This is a genomic window from Cryobacterium sp. 10I1, from assembly GCF_035019805.1.
GTDB lineage: Bacteria > Actinomycetota > Actinomycetes > Actinomycetales > Microbacteriaceae > Cryobacterium > Cryobacterium glucosi.
The window spans coordinates 24,822-40,713 of record NZ_JASJVF010000005.1 but is presented as its reverse complement, the minus strand read 5'-3'; the positions used below and the strand labels follow the sequence as shown (position 1 = coordinate 40,713).

15 protein-coding genes and 1 pseudogene are annotated in these 15,892 nt (G+C 67.2%); 4 read left to right on the top strand and 12 right to left on the bottom strand.

What is annotated here, in order from left to right:
- Positions 1 to 269: hypothetical protein (locus tag QN345_RS01505; protein ID WP_323508371.1), on the bottom strand; the 269-nt coding region annotated here is incomplete at its 3' end.
- 151 nt (positions 270 to 420) lie between these two features.
- Here QN345_RS01505 and QN345_RS01500 point away from each other — a divergent pair.
- Positions 421 to 948 (top strand): low molecular weight protein-tyrosine-phosphatase, encoded by a 528-nt coding sequence (locus QN345_RS01500; RefSeq protein WP_134558160.1) that lies wholly within the window; start codon positions 421 to 423, stop codon positions 946 to 948.
- Positions 945 to 2,327, top strand: coding sequence for an adenylosuccinate lyase (purB, locus tag QN345_RS01495; RefSeq protein ID WP_134558128.1), 1,383 nt, complete (start codon positions 945 to 947; stop codon positions 2,325 to 2,327). Before QN345_RS01500 ends, purB begins: the two co-directional genes overlap by 4 nt.
- 5 nt (positions 2,328 to 2,332) lie before the next feature.
- On the opposite strand, the gene QN345_RS01490 is transcribed toward purB, so the two are convergent.
- The 11 genes and pseudogenes from QN345_RS01490 to QN345_RS01440 form a co-directional block, all read right to left on the bottom strand.
- Complete coding sequence (locus QN345_RS01490) at positions 2,333 to 2,593, bottom strand: hypothetical protein (RefSeq protein ID WP_134448521.1); 261 nt, start codon at positions 2,591 to 2,593, stop codon at positions 2,333 to 2,335.
- Entirely contained in the window at positions 2,590 to 3,216 is a 627-nt protein-coding gene (locus QN345_RS01485) for a DUF308 domain-containing protein (protein ID WP_134448523.1), read from the bottom strand. Before QN345_RS01485 ends, QN345_RS01490 begins: the two co-directional genes overlap by 4 nt.
- 115 nt (positions 3,217 to 3,331) lie before the next feature.
- On the bottom strand, positions 3,332 to 4,705 hold the full coding sequence (locus QN345_RS01480; protein ID WP_134448525.1) for an NAD(P)(+) transhydrogenase (Re/Si-specific) subunit beta: 1,374 nt from the start codon (positions 4,703 to 4,705) through the stop codon (positions 3,332 to 3,334).
- Complete coding sequence (locus QN345_RS01475) at positions 4,702 to 5,013, bottom strand: NAD(P) transhydrogenase subunit alpha (protein ID WP_134448527.1); 312 nt, start codon at positions 5,011 to 5,013, stop codon at positions 4,702 to 4,704. Before QN345_RS01475 ends, QN345_RS01480 begins: the two co-directional genes overlap by 4 nt.
- On the bottom strand, positions 5,013 to 6,176 hold the full coding sequence (locus QN345_RS01470) for a Re/Si-specific NAD(P)(+) transhydrogenase subunit alpha (RefSeq protein ID WP_322189031.1): 1,164 nt from the start codon (positions 6,174 to 6,176) through the stop codon (positions 5,013 to 5,015). Before QN345_RS01470 ends, QN345_RS01475 begins: the two co-directional genes overlap by 1 nt.
- Before the next feature lie 119 nt (positions 6,177 to 6,295).
- The gene (gene dnaB / locus QN345_RS01465) at positions 6,296 to 7,687 is read right to left on the bottom strand and encodes a replicative DNA helicase (protein ID WP_134448531.1); all 1,392 of its coding nucleotides are present in this window, start codon (positions 7,685 to 7,687) and stop codon (positions 6,296 to 6,298) included.
- 436 nt (positions 7,688 to 8,123) lie between these two features.
- A complete protein-coding gene (gene rplI / locus QN345_RS01460) occupies positions 8,124 to 8,573 on the bottom strand; it encodes a 50S ribosomal protein L9 (protein ID WP_134448533.1) in 450 nt (149 codons plus the stop codon).
- Positions 8,574 to 8,581: 8 nt separating this feature from the next.
- Positions 8,582 to 8,845 carry a 30S ribosomal protein S18 gene (gene rpsR, locus QN345_RS01455; RefSeq protein WP_035835236.1) on the bottom strand — a complete coding sequence of 88 codons (264 nt, stop codon included), beginning with the start codon at positions 8,843 to 8,845 and terminating at the stop codon, positions 8,582 to 8,584.
- 61 nt (positions 8,846 to 8,906) lie between these two features.
- On the bottom strand, positions 8,907 to 9,410 hold the full coding sequence (locus QN345_RS01450; RefSeq protein ID WP_134448535.1) for a single-stranded DNA-binding protein: 504 nt from the start codon (positions 9,408 to 9,410) through the stop codon (positions 8,907 to 8,909).
- Between the two features lie 219 nt (positions 9,411 to 9,629).
- Positions 9,630 to 9,998: pseudogene (rpsF, locus tag QN345_RS01445) on the bottom strand (30S ribosomal protein S6); the annotation flags it as partial.
- Between the two features lie 268 nt (positions 9,999 to 10,266).
- The gene (locus tag QN345_RS01440; protein ID WP_134558159.1) at positions 10,267 to 11,700 is read right to left on the bottom strand and encodes a CCA tRNA nucleotidyltransferase; all 1,434 of its coding nucleotides are present in this window, start codon (positions 11,698 to 11,700) and stop codon (positions 10,267 to 10,269) included.
- 79 nt (positions 11,701 to 11,779) lie between these two features.
- Here QN345_RS01440 and QN345_RS01435 point away from each other — a divergent pair, with 79 nt between their 5' ends.
- Together QN345_RS01435 and murJ are read left to right on the top strand one after the other, a co-directional pair.
- Entirely contained in the window at positions 11,780 to 14,161 is a 2,382-nt protein-coding gene (locus tag QN345_RS01435) for a DUF6049 family protein (protein WP_323508370.1), read from the top strand.
- Positions 14,154 to 15,773, top strand: a complete 1,620-nt coding sequence (gene murJ, locus QN345_RS01430) for a murein biosynthesis integral membrane protein MurJ (protein WP_134448541.1) — start codon at positions 14,154 to 14,156, stop codon at positions 15,771 to 15,773. The genes QN345_RS01435 and murJ overlap by 8 nt, the downstream gene beginning before the upstream one ends.
- Positions 15,774 to 15,892: the final 119 nt, after the last annotated feature.

Sequence of the window (15,892 nt, the reverse complement as noted above, 5' to 3'; positions counted from 1 at the left end):
AGTTGAGCCTTCACACTGTCGATCCGCGCGAGCACCGCCGTGAGGGTCTCCTCGATGCTCCGCTCCGCCCCGGCCAGGAGCGCGGCGAGTTCCCAGCGGCGGTCGAGGTAGGCGCGCTGCGCCTCGGAGCGCCACTCTGCCGGGGCGCCGGCGGGGAGAAGCCGGCGCGCCGCGAGGGCGATGTCGTCGGCCAGGGTGCGCAGCAGCATCCGCTGGTGCCGCAGTTCGGTCAACCGGTCGGTTTCCGGCGGATACTGCCACCACTGCATCGGCCTGCCCTTCCGCGAGGCCGACCCGGCGGGCCCCGACAGACCGATCCTGTGCGCCACTACCCTCCGGAGCGCCCGCCGACGGGAACCTGGGGAAAGCGAAGTCCCCCGAGCAGGTGTGGAGGAGGCGAAAGTGACGGACAATGGAGCCATGACCTTCTCGGCGATCCGCCCCGACGAGGCGACGCCCTTTCGGATCATCTTCGTCTGCACCGGCAACATCTGCCGCTCGCCGATGGCGGAGATCACCCTGCGCGACCTGGTCACCCGGTCCGGGCTCGGCCGGCTGATCTTCACGAGCTCTGCGGGCACCGGCGACTGGCACGTCGGCGAGCAGGCGGATGTCCGCACGGTCGCCGCCCTCAAACGGCAGGGGTACGACGGCAGCCACCATCGCGCCCGCCAGTTCGACCCGGTCTGGTTCAGCGATTACGACCTCGTCGTCGTGCTCGACCGCACCCAGGAGCGCATCCTGCGCAACTGGGCGGTGAGCGACCGGGACAGGAGCAAGGTGCGCCTGCTGCTCAGCTTCGACCAGGAACAGGCGTCCCTGCACGACGTGCCGGACCCGTACTATTCCGACGATGCGTTGTTTGACTCGGTATTGGGCATGATTGAGAAGGCAAACCTCGCGCTCTTCGCGCAACTAGAGCCCGCAATTCGACAGGGAGTCCGATGAGTCCACTACCCCCCCAGGTCCTCAGCCCGCTAGACGGCCGCTACCGGGCCGCCGTCACCGAACTCGGGGAGTACCTGTCGGAGGCCGGACTCAACCGCGCGCGGGTGCACGTCGAGGTCGAGTGGCTGATCACCCTCACCGATCGCAGCCTGTTCGGTTCCACTCCGCTCGACGCCGGACACAAGGCCTCGCTGCGCGCCCTCGTCACCGGCTTCGGCCAGGCCGAGATCGACGAACTCGCCGTTCTCGAGGCCACCACCCGCCACGACGTCAAGGCGGTCGAGTATCTCGTGCGCCGCCGCCTGACCACGCTCGGCCTCGACCGGATCAGCGAGCTCACCCACTTCGCCGCGACGAGCGAGGACATCAACAACCTCGCGTACGCCCTCACCGTGAGCTCCGCCGTGCGCGAGGTCTGGCTGCCCAAGCTCCGCGCGACCATCGGACTGCTCCGGCTGCGCGCCCTCGAATACCGGGCGGATGCGATGCTCGCCCGCACCCACGGCCAGCCGGCAACGCCGACGACCGTCGGCAAGGAGATCGCGGTCTTCGTGTACCGGCTCGAGCGCCTGGCCGCGCAGGTCGAGGCCAACGACTATCTCGGCAAGTTCAGCGGTGCGACCGGAACATTCGCGGCGCACGTCGCCGCGGATCCCACGATCGACTGGCCGGCCGTGTCCCGCGCCTTCGTCGAGGGCCTCGGGCTGACCTGGAACCCGCTCACGACCCAGATCGAATCGCACGACTGGCAGGCCGAGCTGTACTCGAAGGTGTCCCACGTCAACCGGGTGCTGCACAACCTCGCAACGGACGTGTGGACCTACATCTCCCTCGGCTACTTCCGGCAGATCCCTCAGGCCGGCGCGACCGGCTCATCGACGATGCCGCACAAGATCAACCCGATCCGCTTCGAGAACGCCGAGGCGAACCTCGAACTGTCCTCGGCGATCCTCGACTCGCTCGCCGCGACCCTGGTCACCTCGCGCATGCAGCGGGACCTGACCGATTCGACGACCCAGCGCAACATCGGCGTCGGCTTCGGCCACTCCCTGCTCGCCCTCGACAACATCGTGCGCGGGCTCGGCGAGATCGACATCGACAGGGCCCTGCTCGCTCACGATCTCGACGTCAACTGGGAGATCCTCGGCGAGGCCATCCAGACCGTGATCCGGGCGGAGGTCTCGGCCGGCCGGTCGACGATCGCAGACCCGTACGCGCTGCTCAAGGAGCTCACCCGTGGCAAGCGGATCAACCAGGCCGACCTCGTCGCCTTCGTCTCCGGGCTCGAGATCGGGGAGGACGCCCGGGCCCGCCTGCTCGCGTTGACTCCCGCGGCATACGTCGGCCTCGCCGACAGTCTCGTCGACTACCTCGGCTGACCGGCTTAGGGCTGCTGGCCCTTGTCCTGCTCGTCGATGTCGGTCTTTTCGGCGTCGTTGGGCTTGATGTTGAGCACGAGCATCGCGATCACGACGAGCACGACGATGAACGCGATGCCGAACCCGACCAGGGCGAGCAGCGGCTCCCTCGTGCTCATCAGCACGACGAGCCCGAGGAAGAGGGCCATCACGCCGGCGAGGCCGACCAGTTCGAGCGGCTTCAGTACTTCGGAGCGGCTGGGCTTGCGCGGCGTGTTCTGGGTCACTGAGTGTCCGAATCGTTGGGTGCTGCGGGGTGAATCGAGTCGAGGGGGACCTGGGCGGCGCCGGCCGCCACGGCCCACTTGAGTGAGAACGCTGCGATGCCGAGGTAGACCGCGAGCATCACGAGATAGGCGCCGAGCAGGCCGACGGAAACGACGACGTTCGGCGGCAGCACCAGCACAACGATCGCGAACAGCACGGTCGCCGCGCCCATCACGAGCCAGTCACGGTCTGCAGGGTCCCTGCGCCGGGCACGGATGCCGCTCGACAGTTCCAGGAAGCCGGTCACGATGCCCCAGACCGTGACGAGGTAGAGGAAGAAGCCGAGCCCCCCGCCGTGGAAGCCGAGCGCGAGCGCCCCGGCTACGACACCGGCGACGCCCTGCACGAGGAAGGCGCTGCGTTCACGGGAGTCTGCGAGAGTGCGGCGGCTCAGCACGGCGACGGCGACGCCACTCACGAAGGCGAAGGCGCCGAACACCACGAGCCCGAAGTCCGGGGAGTGGTTCGCGGTGAAGGTGATCAGGATGGCCGGGACGACGGCGATCGCAGCGCGCACGAGGGGCACTGTCCAATACCCCGCGGTGCGGTGGTCCGTGCGGGCGTTGTCGGGTGCGTCGGCCATGCGAAGACCCCTTTCCTGCCTGCGGCTTCCTGCCGGTAGCGGATGCTCGTTGTCGGGTAGCGAGACTGGCCAAGTCTACGCGGGCCGGCTCGGAGCATCCGCTCGGTGACAGAGCCTAGAGCGCGTTGACCGCGCCGAGGATCTTGGTGAGGGAATCCTTGGCGTCGCCGAACAAAAGCGTCGTCTTCGGGTCGTAGAGCAACTCGTTCTCGATGCCCGCGAAGCCGGGGCGCATCGAGCGCTTGAGGAAGACGACCTGGCGGGCGTCGCCGACGTCGAGAATCGGCATCCCGTAGATCGGCGAGCCGGGCGAAGTCTTGGCCGCGGGGTTGACCACGTCGTTCGCGCCGACGACGAGGGCGACGTCGGTGTTCTTGAACTCGGGGTTGACCTCGGCCATTTCCTTGAGCGACTCGTACGGAACGTTCGCCTCGGCGAGGAGCACGTTCATGTGCCCCGGCATCCGCCCGGCGACCGGGTGGATCGCGAAGACGACCTCGACGCCCCTGGCCTGCAGGGTCGTTGCGAGTTCGGCGATCGTGTGCTGGCCCTGGGCGACGGCAAGGCCGTAGCCGGGAACGATGACGACCCGCTGGGCGTAGTTGAGCAGCACGGCGACGTCTTCGGGGCTGGAGGACCGGACAGGACGGTCGCTCTGCGTGGTCGAGCCCGCGGTCGAGCCGCCCTTGAAGGCGCCGAACATGATGCCGCTGACTCCGCGGCCCATTGCTGCGGCCATCGCGCGGGTGAGGATCGTGCCGCTTGCACCGACGAGGGTGCCGGCGACGACGAGCAGGAGGTTGCCGATCACGATGCCGGAGGCCGCGACGGCGAGCCCGGTGAATGCGTTCAGCAGGGAGATGACGATGGGCACGTCCGCGCCGCCGACCGGCAGCACGAGCAGGGCGCCGACGACGAGGCCGAGAACGAGCAGCACGACCGCCCAGCCGGCGGCACCGGTCCCGACGACGAAGCCGCCGGTGACGAGCGCCAGGAGGACGATGCCGCCCATGACCCAGGCCAGCCCGGGGAACACGAGCGGGCGGGAGCTGATCAGGCCCTGGAGCTTGCCGACAGTGACGGCGGAGCCGGCGAAGGACACCGCGCCGACGAGCATCGTGAAGACGACGGCGACCCTGGTCCAGCCATTGGCGCTTTCACCGAGCTCGAGCATGGCCACCAGGGCGGCTGCGCCGCCGCCGACGCCGTTGAAGAGGGCGACGAGCTGGGGCATCTGCGTCATCTGCACGCGGCGGGAGATCGGGGCGGCGATGGCCGAACCGACGGCGATGGCCACGATGATGGCGGGGATGTTGTCCATCCGGACCGAGAAGAACACGGTGATGACGGCGAGGAGCGCTCCGGCGGCGCCGATCAGGTTGCCGCGCCGTGCGGTCTTGGGCGAGGACAGCCCGCGGAGGGCGAGGATGAAGCAGACGGCGGAGACCAGGTAGAGGAGCCCGGTCCATTCGGGGCTGAGCAGGCTCATTTGGCGGTGTCCTTCGCGTCGGTGCCGGCCGGTTTGCGGGGGGCGAACATTTTGAGCATCCGGTCGGTGACGACGAAGCCGCCGACGAGGTTCGCTGTCGCGAGGAGCACGGCGAGCAGGGCCACGACCAGCAGCCAGATAGTGGTCGTCTGGCCGGCGACGGTGATCGCGCCGATCAGGATGATGCCGTGAATGGCGTTCGCGCCGCTCATCAGCGGGGTGTGCAGGGTGCTCGAGACCTTCGAGACCACTTCAAAGCCGACGAACACCGCCAGCACCACCACGGTCAACAGGGTGATCGGATCCATCAGTCTTCTCCTTGCAGCGCGGCCTGGGCCGCGAGGGCGGCCTTGGTCGGTTCGTGCGTCACTTCGCCCGAGTGGGTGAGGCATGCGCCGGCGATGACCTCGTCGGTGAAATCGGGGGCGACCGTGCCCTCGCTCGTCATGAGAGCGAGCAGGTTCGCGACGTTCTTGGCGTACAGGCGTGAGGCGTCAGCGGGCATCGTGGATGCCGCGTCCTTCATCCCGACGAGGCTGACGGTTCCGTCCCCGCTCGCGACCGGAACGAGGGTGTCGACGCCGGCGACGACGCCTTCGACGTTTCCGCCGGTTTCGGCGGCGAGGTCGACGATGACGGAGCCGGGCCGCATGCCGGTGACCATGTCGTGCGTCACGAGCAGGGGTGCAGGGCGGCCGGGGATCGCGGCCGTGGTGATGAGGACATCCGCCGCGGCGACGTGGGGGGCGAGGAGCTCGCGCTGGCGGACGGCGCGGTCTTCGCTGAGCTCGCGGGCGTACCCGCCCGCGCCCTCGACGGCATCCAGGTCGAGCGTCACGAAGGTTCCGCCCATCGAGGTGACCTCGTTGGCGGATGCGGGGCGCACGTCGTACGCGGAGACGCGCGCGCCGAGGCGCTTGGCCGTCGCGATCGCCTGCAAGCCCGCGACGCCGGCGCCGAGGACGAGGACGCGCGCGGGCGGGATGGTGCCCGCGGCAGTCATGTACATCGGGAAGAACCGCGGGAAGCGGATGGCCGCCTCGAGGACGACCCGGTAGCCGGCGACGAGGGCCTGCGAGGTCAGGGCGTCCATCGACTGGGCGCGGCTGATGCGCGGCACGAGTTCGAGGGCGAAGGCGGTGACGCCGGCCGCGGCCAGGGCCGTGACGGTCGGGAGTTCGTTTGCGGGGGCCGCGAGTCCGACCGTGACGAGGCCGGAGTGGAGCCTGGCGGCGATCGAGGGGGTGAGCGGTCGCACGTGGCAGTAGACGTCGAGGTCATCGAGCGCGAGCTCGGGGACGACGGTGGCACCGGCATCCGTGTATGAGCGATCGGAGAATCCTGCAGCGATGCCGGCGCCGGCCTCGATCAGGACATCGACACCGAGGCCCCGTAGTTGCTGCACAGTCTCCGGTGTCGCGGCGACACGCCGCTCTCCCTCGATGCGCTCTCGCCCAATGCCAACCTTCACGCGGGTATCTCCTTCGCGGCGGCCAGCCACGAGCAAATCCGGACAACCCGAAAGCTTGCGCGGTTTTACCGCCCTCCCGCTAGCGTACCGGGGAAGAGGGGGTCGTTTTAACGCGGAATCTACGAACCGGGCGCGAGATCGGCGAAGCGCGAATAGTGGCCGTGGAAGGCGACGGTGACGGTTCGCGTCGGACCGTTGCGGTGCTTGGCGACGATCAGGTCGGCTTCGCCGGCGCGGGGGTTGTCCTTTTCATATGCGCTCTCGCGGTGCAGCAGGATGACCATGTCGGCGTCCTGCTCGAGCGAACCGGACTCCCGGAGGTCGGAGATGGCCGGCATCTTGTCCGCACGCTGTTCCGGTCCACGGTTGAGCTGGGAGAGGGCGATCACGGGCACCTGCAGTTCCTTGGCCATGAGCTTGAGAGCTCGGGAGAACTCGCTGACCTCCTGCTGTCGGGACTCGACCTTCTTGCCCGATGTCATCAGCTGCAGGTAGTCGATGATGACCATTTTGAGTCCGACGCGCTGCTTGAGCCTGCGGCACTTGGCCCTGATCTCGACGAGGGTCATGTTGGGGCTGTCGTCGATGTAGAGCGGGGCGTCGTTGATGCGTCCGCGGGTGGCCGCGATGGTTGTCCAGTCGCGCGCGTCGACCGTGCCCTTGCGCATGCTCTGCAGGGGCACGGATGCCTCGGCAGAGAGCAGGCGCATCGCGATTTCGCTGCGGCCCATTTCGAGGGAGAAGAAGATGCTCGGCATGTCGTGCTTGATCGAGGCCGAGCGCGCGAAGTCGAGCGCGAGCGTCGACTTTCCGAGGGCAGGACGTGCCGCGACGATGATGAGCTGGCCGGGGTGGAAACCGTTGGTGAGCTCGTCCATGTCCGCGAAGCCGGTCGGCACGCCGGTCATCTGGCCGTCTTTGCCTTTGGCGGCTTCAATCTCGTCGATTGCCGCCGTCACGGCGTCGGTGAGCGGCACGTAGTCTTCGGTCTCTGTGCTGCCGGTGACGGCGTAGATCTCGGCCTGGGCGTTGTTGACGAGGTCGAGCACCTCGCCTTCGCCCGAGTACCCCATCTGGGCGATGCGGGTCCCGGCCTCGACGAGGCGGCGCAGCAGGGCCCGCTCGGCGACGATGGAGGAGTAGAAGCCCGCGTTGGCGGCGGTCGGGACGAGGCTCGTGAGCGTGTGCAGGTAGTCTGCGCCGCCGGCTCGGGAGAGTTCGCCGAGTTTGGTGAGTTCGTCGGTGACGGCGATGACGTCCGTCGGCTCACCCTGCGCATAGAGCGACAGGATCGCATCGAAGATCAGCTCGTGCTTCGGGATGTAGAAGTCCGCGGCGCGAACGGTCTCGACGACGTCTGCGACGGCGTCCTTGCTGAGCATCATGCCGCCGAGCGCGCTCTGTTCGGCCAGGAGATCGTGGGGGAGCGTTCGTTCGGTGTGCCGGGTCTCTGTGCCGTTGCGCAGATCGGTACCGCGTTTGTCCGCCAGACCCAGGTGTGCGATCGACAACCGTGCCTCCTCTGTCCGTGGTGATGTTCTATCAGGGACCGCCGACACCATCGGACGATTCCGGCACACCTCGAAATCCGGCCGCGTGCCCACCATACGGACCGGTTTCCGCTGGAAACAAACCACCCTGTGGATAACACTGTGCAGAATGAGGGCGAAACGCCGCGAGGCTTGTGCACAACCTGTGGACTCGGCTGTGGACAACTAATCTTCTTTGAAAATTTAATGCACTTTGATCAGGCATAAATTCTATTCACAGCTGTGGGTAAAAAGCTGGTTCAAGTACACCTTGAACGTTGGTGCCCAGAAGAAATCCTGTGTACAAATGTGGGGATTCATCAACTGAAATCACCCTCGAAAGGGGTGGCTGGAGCCTTAAACGAGCCTAGCGGCGGACTCCGGTGGGAGTCCGCCGCTAGGCCGGCAGTGTGACTGCTTACTTGGCAGCAACCACCACGAGGGTGATGGTGGCGCTCAGTTCGTCGCGAAGACGAACCGTTGCCTGGTGCTCGCCGACGGACTTGATCGGGCTGAGCTCGATCTTGCGCTTGTCGATGGCACCGAGGCCTGCAGCGGCGACGGCTTCGGCAACATCCGTGGTCTTGACGGAGCCGAAGAGGCGTCCGCCCGTTCCGGCCTTGACGACCAGACGGACCTTGGTGTTCTCGATGGTTGCCTTCAGGGCCTGGGCCTCTTCGAGCGTGGCGTGCTCACGGGCGACACGAGCAGCCTTGATCTGTTCGATCTGCTTCTCGCCTCCGCGGGTCCAGGAAACGGCCCAGCCCTGCGGGAAGAGGTAGTTACGGGCGAACCCGTTCTTGACCTCGACGATGTCGCCGGGTGCACCGAGGCCGGAGACCTCGTGCGTCAGAATGATTTTCGACATTTGGCTACCTACCTGCCTGAGCCGGCGTAGGGCAACAACGCCATTTCGCGGGCGTTCTTGACGGCACGGGCGATGAGGCGCTGTTCCTGGACGGAGACACCGGTGATACGACGGGCGCGGATCTTTCCACGCTCGGAGATGAACTTGCGCAGGGTGGGGACATCTTTGTAATCGATGACACCAACCCGGATCGACTTCGCGGGAGCGGCATTCTTGCCACCCTTAGCTCCGCGGAGCGGCTTGCGGCGGTCGCCGCTCGACTTTCCAGCCATGATTTCCTTACTTTCTTAAGAAGTGCGTTTCAGCCTGACGGCGCCGGAGCGCCGCGATCGGCTAGAAGGGTGTCTCGTCGCTGAAGTTGCCCGGGGTGTTCCACACGTCGCCACCGGTGTTCACGGCGGCGGGAGGAGTGGCTGCCCAGGGCTCGTCGTTCCCGGCCGCTGCGGAGTTACCGCCGCGCGGGGAGGAGGACGATGCAGCGCGAGTGAGCGAAGCAGTGGCGTACTTGAGCGAAGGACCGATATCGTCGATTTCGAGCTCGAAGCTTGTGCGCTTCTCGCCTTCCTTCGTTTCATAGGAACGCTGCTTGAGCCGCCCAGTAGCGACGACACGAGAACCCTTGGTCAGTGAACCGGCGACGTGCTCGGCGAATTCACGCCAAACGCTCGCGCGCAGGAACAATGCGTCGCCATCTTTCCACTCGTTGGCTGCGCGATCGAAATTGCGCGGAGTGGATGCGATGGTGAAGTTGGCAACCGCCAGCCCGCCCTGCGTGTAACGCAGTTCCGGATCGCTGGTCAGGTTGCCCACCACGGTGATTACGGTCTCGCCGGCCATGGGCTACTTGTCGCTTGCCTTGTCGGCGGTGTCGACGGCTGCTGCGGGAGCCGGTGTGGCGACCGCTGCGGGCTTGGCGACTGCTGCCGGGGTGGCGACCGCTGCCGGGGCTGCAGGAGCTGCCGGGGCTGCGGCCTTGACGGCTGCTGCGGCGGGAGCCGATGCGGGCTTGACAGACGCGGCGACCTTGGCGGTCGGGGCGGCTGCGGCTTCGGCCTTCGCGGCAATGACCTTCGGGTTGGCTGCCTTGCGGGCTGCCTTCTCGGCGGCGAGCTTGCTCGCGACGGCAACCTGGGCGATGCCTTCTTCTGCGCGGAGAACCTTGGTGCGCATGACGGCTTCCGACAGCTTCAGCTGGCGGTCGAGCTCGGCCGTGGCAGAAGCGTTCGCGGTGAAGTCGACGACGGCGTAGATGCCTTCGGACTTCTTGTTGATCTCGTAAGCGAGACGGCGGCGACCCCAAACGTCAACCTTGTCAATCGTTCCACCATCGTTGCGAACAACGTTGAGGAACTTGTCAAGGCTGGGAGCTACGGTGCGCTCATCGATCTCGGGATCGAGGATAACCATCAACTCGTACTGATGCATGACTAACCCACCTCCTTCGGACTAAACGGCTGCAGAATCTCTGCAACAGGAGGGTTGTGCATGTGCTGAAGGCGGAGGCCGGGAATCCGGCGCGCAGACAACCTGCCCAGACTACTCGATGAGGCGACCAAAAGCCACCACAGCGCCGCGGCGCCCTCCACGCCGTCTGTGTTCACGTCAGTCCGAGCATGCCGGGACGCGCGTGGACCGTGCAGCCGGAAGCAGCGCTTGTGGAGAAGTGCGCACATCCGCCCCTGTTGAGGAGTGGTTACTGGCCGTGTCCCGCCCACCACGCCTGAAGGCGGCGCGTTGCCTCCTCGACACCGAGGGGGCCGTCGTCGAGGCGCTGTTCGAGGAGGAAACGGTAGGCCTCGCCGACCTCCCTGCCCGGTTTCACGCCGAGGATCGCCATGATCTGCTCTCCGTCGAGGTCTGGCCGCACTGCGGCCATCTCCTCCTGCTCGGCGAGTTCGCGAATGCGCTGCTCGAGGTCGTCGTATGCGAAGCCCAGCCGGTCGGCCTTACGCCGGTTGCGGGTGGTCACGTCGGCCCTGGTGAGGATGTGCAGCCGTTCGAGCTGGTCGCCGGCGTCGCGCACATAGCGGCGCACGGCCGAATCCGTCCAGGCTCCCTCGGTGTACCCGAAGAAGCGCAGGTGGAGCTCGATCAGCCGGGAGACGGCCGCGATCGTGTCGTTGTCGAAGCGCAGCGCACGCAGGCGCTTCTTCGCGAGCTTGGCGCCCACCACGTCGTGGTGGTAGAAACTCACGATTCCGCCTGGCTCGAGCTTCCGGGTCGCCGGCTTCCCGATGTCGTGGAACAGGGCGGCGAGCCGCACGATCAGGTCCGGTCCGCCCGGGAAGCTCTCCCGGGACTTCTCGTAGCCGATCGCCTGGTCGAGCACGGTGAGGGTGTGCTGGTAGACGTCCTTGTGGTGGTGGTGCTCGTCGACCTCGAGGCGCAGCGCCGGAATCTCCGGCAGGACGATGTCGAGCAGGCCGGAGTCAACCAGCAGCTCGAGGCCGCCGTGCGGGTTGTCCGAGAGGAGCAGCTTGCAGAGCTCTTCGCAGACCCGTTCCGCCGAGATATTGCGGATGCTCGACGCCATCGCGTCCATCGCGATCGCGGTGTCGAGGTCGAGGGTGAAACCGAGTTGGGCGGTGAACCTGGCGGCACGCATCATCCGCAGCGGGTCGTCGCCGAAGGAGATCTCCGGCGAGATCGGCGTCCGCAGGACCCCGGCCATGAGGTCGCCGATGCCGTTCGCCGGGTCGACCAGGGTGAGCCCGGGAAGGCGCAACGCCATCGCGTTGACCGTGAAGTCCCGGCGGAGAAGGTCGTCCTCCAGGCTCAGCCCGAATACGACCTCCGGCTTCCTGGTCACCCCGTCGTAGCTGTCCGCCCGGTAGGTGGTGATCTCCACGGTCTCGCCGGCGACCTTCGCCCCGATGGTCCCGAAGGCCCGGCCGATATCCCACTGCGCCTCGGAGATCGGGGTGACGATCTCGAGGATCTGCTCCGGGGTCGCATCCGTCGTGAAATCGAGGTCGTGCAGGGTCCGGCCCAGGAACGCGTCGCGCACCGGACCGCCGACGAGGGCAAGCTCGTGGCCCGCAGCCTCGAAGGCCAGGGCCAGGCGGGATACGGAAGGAGTGGCAGCCAGGTCGCCCAGCCGCGTGAGGGCTGTCGCGACGCTCTGCATGCCCCCCATGTTAGTTCCTGGTCGCCGGCGCGGGAGCCGCAGACCGGTTACTCAGGGCGCACGCCGTAGAATCCCCTATATGGTGGCCGAGTCAAGTACTGCGCGTCGGCCCGCGCACCCGACAGCGGCGAGCGGCCGCTGGTCGCACCTCAGGGTCCCCGTCTCCGCCCTCCTGATCGGCATCCTCGCCGGACTGCTTCCCCTGGCTTCGTCCGGCTTCATTCCCGGCGCGCCCACCAGCGCGGCCGCCGCCGCGACGGCGACTCCGACGCCGACGCCGACGCCGACAGCGGATGCTGCGACGACGGACCAGGTCACGGTGACGGTCGCCCCCGTCTCGCTGGCGCCCCTGCGGTCAGGTCAGGACCTCGCGGTCACCGTAAGGATCACCAACGGCAGCGCCGAAACCATCACCCCCGGCACGATCGAGCTCTACCTCGCCGAACGGGCACTGACCAGTCGCAGCGCACTCACCGCCTGGCTGCATCCCACCAAGACGGGCAAGCCCGGCGACCTGATGCTGCGTTCGGCACTTCCGGCCGCCATCCCGCCAGCGGGAACGGCGACCGTCGCCATCTCGGTGCCCTCCGCGGACGTCGGCCTCACCTCGGGCAACGCGTGGGGCGCCCGCGGCATCTCGGCCACGATCACCGAGGACGGGTCCGTCCTCGCCCAGGGGCGGGGCACCTTCGTCTGGTATTCCAACGAGGTCGTCACCCCGGTGGCCCTCGCTGTCGTGATGCCGATCACGGTGCCGGAGCAGACCGAGGGTCTCATCCCGGCGAAATCACTCGAAACCTACACCGCGCCGGGCGGCAGGCTGAGCCGGCAGCTCGACGGCGTGATCAACCGCGACGTGACGATTGCGATCGATCCGATGATCATCGCGTCGATCCGTATCCTCGGCAACACGGCACCGGCGAGTGCCGTGGCCTGGCTCGGTCGCCTCGGTCAGGCGAAGAACGATATATTCCCGCTCGGCTATGCGGGTGCCGACCTCACCCTTCAGGCCCAGGCCGCTGCCGGCACCCTCCTGGTTCCCCTCTCATTCGACCAGTCGATCAACGCCTCGGATTTCACCTCCCCGACACCGGCACCGACACCATCAACATCAACTCCGACACCGACCCCGACTCCGACGGCAACCGGCAGCGCCCCTGCCGGCCTGACCGACACGACGACCGACACGACGACCGACACCGCGACTCCGACTCCACCCCCGACCTCAGCACCCGTGATCACTCCGGGCACAGTCCCCACGAGCGAGCAACTCCTGGCCTGGAATTACACGGCAACGGACATCGGCTGGCCGCTGACGGGCACGGTCTCGGCCGCCGACCTCGATGTCTTCACGGCGGGCGGCCTCTCGAGCCTCATCCTCGGCGGGGCAAACACCGCGCAGTCTGACCTCACCGAGACCCCCAACGCGAACGTGGTCCTGGCCGGTGGGCATGGAAACGCCCTGGTCACCGACGAACCCATCTCTGCAGCGCTCCGGACGGCGGCCACCGCGACGACGGATAGCGACTGGCAGGTGGCGATGGCCGAGCTGAGCTCCCAGATCGCGGTGGTCTCCGCCGAACGTCCCGCGACCGTGCGCACACTCCTCGCCACGTTCGACCGTGACCCCGTGCCGGGTGGAGTCCGGTTGAGCGAAACCCTCGCGGCCCTTTCGGGCCTGGGCTGGCGTGCACCGGCGACCGTGGCCGCCGCACGTGCGGCGTCGCCGGCCACGGACGTGAGCTTCCAGTCCCAGGCGGTGTCCGATGCCCGCATCCTCACGGCGCGCACTCTGCTGCACCGTGAAGGTGAGGTGACGGCGTTCTCGACGGCACTCTCCAAACCGCTCGCCATCACCGCCACCCAGCGACTGACGACGCTCGCGCTGCTGTCGACGAGCTGGGCGCAGGATACGGGTGCCTGGAGCGAGGCCGTCGACTCGAGCCTCGCGGACTCCTCTGTACTGCTCTCCTCGATCAGCGTGTCCACGAAGGGTCCGATCAACGTCGTCGGCAGTCAGGTCGACATCCCGATCACCCTCGACAACGCCCTCGGGCAGTCCGTGACGGTGAAAGTCCAGGTCGTCCCGTCCAACGGCCGACTCATCGTCGGCGGCGATGTCATCGAGGCGACGATCGAGGCGTCCTCGGCCAGGACCGTCAAGGTCCCCGTGACGGCCGCTGTCGGGAATGGTGCGGTCACGCTGCGGATCACCCTCTTCTCCCCGGACGGTTCCGTCGTCGGCCAGCCCAGTCAGATTCCGATCAACGTGCGTGCGGACTGGGAGGGCCTCGGTTCGCTCATCTTCGCCGCCCTGCTCGTGCTCTTCTTCGGATTCGGGCTCTGGAGAAACGTGCAGCGCCGCCGCCGGGAACGTACTGCGGTCGCGCAGGCGACAGATGCCCCTGTGGACGCCCCTGTCGATGCCCCCGTCGATCCCCCGGTCGTGCCGCGTGGCTAGCATCGGGCGCGCGAGCGCATTCCTCGCCTCGGGCACGATCGTCTCCCGCATCCTGGGATTCGTGAAGGTCATCGTCCTCGCCGGCGTGATCGGCCTGTACGGCACGAGCGCCGACGCGTTCGCGCTCGCCAATCAGCTCCCGAACACCGTCTACACGATCGTCGCAGGCGGAGTCCTCACCGCGGTCCTCGTCCCCCAGATCGTCAGGGCCGGACTCCACGTCGACGGCGGCACCGCGTACATCAACAAGCTGCTGACCCTGGCGCTCAGCATCCTCGCGGTCACCACGCTCGCCGCAACACTCCTGGTCCCGGTCATCACGCCCTTCATCGGCCTGCACCTGCCTCCAGCGCAGTTGGACCTCGCCATCGCCTTCGCTTATTGGTGCATGCCGCAGATCTTCTTCTACGGCCTGTACACGGTTCTGGGGGAAGTGCTCAATGCGAGAAAGTCGTTCGGACCGTTCACCTGGGTTCCGGTTCTCAACAACGTGGTTGCCCTGGCCGGAATCGTCGTCTTCGCCCTCGTGGCCGGGGCCGACCCCAACGGTGATCGCACGGCGAGCGACTTCACCCCGGGCATGGTCGCACTGCTGGGCGGCACCGCCACGCTCGGCGTCGTCGCGCAGGCCGTCGTGCTCTTCTATTTCTGGCGTCGGATCGGACTTCACTTCCGCCCCGACTTCCACTTCCGCGGGGTCGGGCTCGGCGCCGCCGGCAAGACCGCGAGCTGGACCTTCGGCATGCTCCTGCTCAGCACGGCCGCCGGGATCGTCGAAACCCAGGTCGTCACCCAGGCCACGGGCAAGGCGTCCGTCGCCGTGCTCGCAACAGCCTGGCTCATCTTCATGCTCCCGCACTCGGTCATCACCGTTTCCGTGGCCACCGCCTACTTCACCGGCATGAGCGAGCATGCCTCCCGCGGTGACGTTGCGAAGCTCAGAACGGATGCCTCGTCGGCTATACGAGGCACGTCACTCCTGATCGTGCTCGCGTCGACGGTCATCCTGGTCTGCGCCTACCCGTTCGCGGCGGTTTTCACCCAGGGGAAGTTCGAGCAGGTGCAGGGCACCGGGAACGTCATCATCGCCTACATTCTCGGCCTCGTCGCCTTCTGCGTGCTCTTCGTCCTGCAACGCACGTTCTACGCGCTCGGCGACACCCGCACCCCGTTCTTCTTCACCCTGTTCCAGGTCATCCTCGTCGTGACCGGAGTGCTCGCGTGCTCGCTGCTGCCCCCGGCCTGGATCGCCGTCGGCATCGCACTCGTCGTGACGGTCTCCGGAATCCTGCAAACGATCCTGGCCGGCCATTTGTTGCGGCGTCGTCTGGGCGGTCTCGACGGCCGTCGTATCCTGCGGAGCCTCGTCCGGTACCTGGTCGCCGCGATTCTTCCCCTCATCATCGGCCTCGGAATCCTCCTGCTCCTCGGCGGCACTCACGAGGGCGGCTTCGCCGTCTCCGGACGGCTCGAGGCCATCCTTTCGATGCTCATCATCGGCGGCGTGATGTCGCTCGCCTACTTCGGAATGCTGCTGCTCATGCGCAGCGATGAACTCAGGGTCTTCCTGGTGCCGCTGATCAACCGGTTCCGCCCGCGCGGCACGAACTAGTCCGGCACGCCACCAGCAAGGTGGTCCCCGGGCCGGGCACACTGGCAACCGGCCGTGAACGCAGGCCCCCGGCTGGGAGGCGCGGAATAGCATCCGATTAGGATGTGTTGTACCCGGCA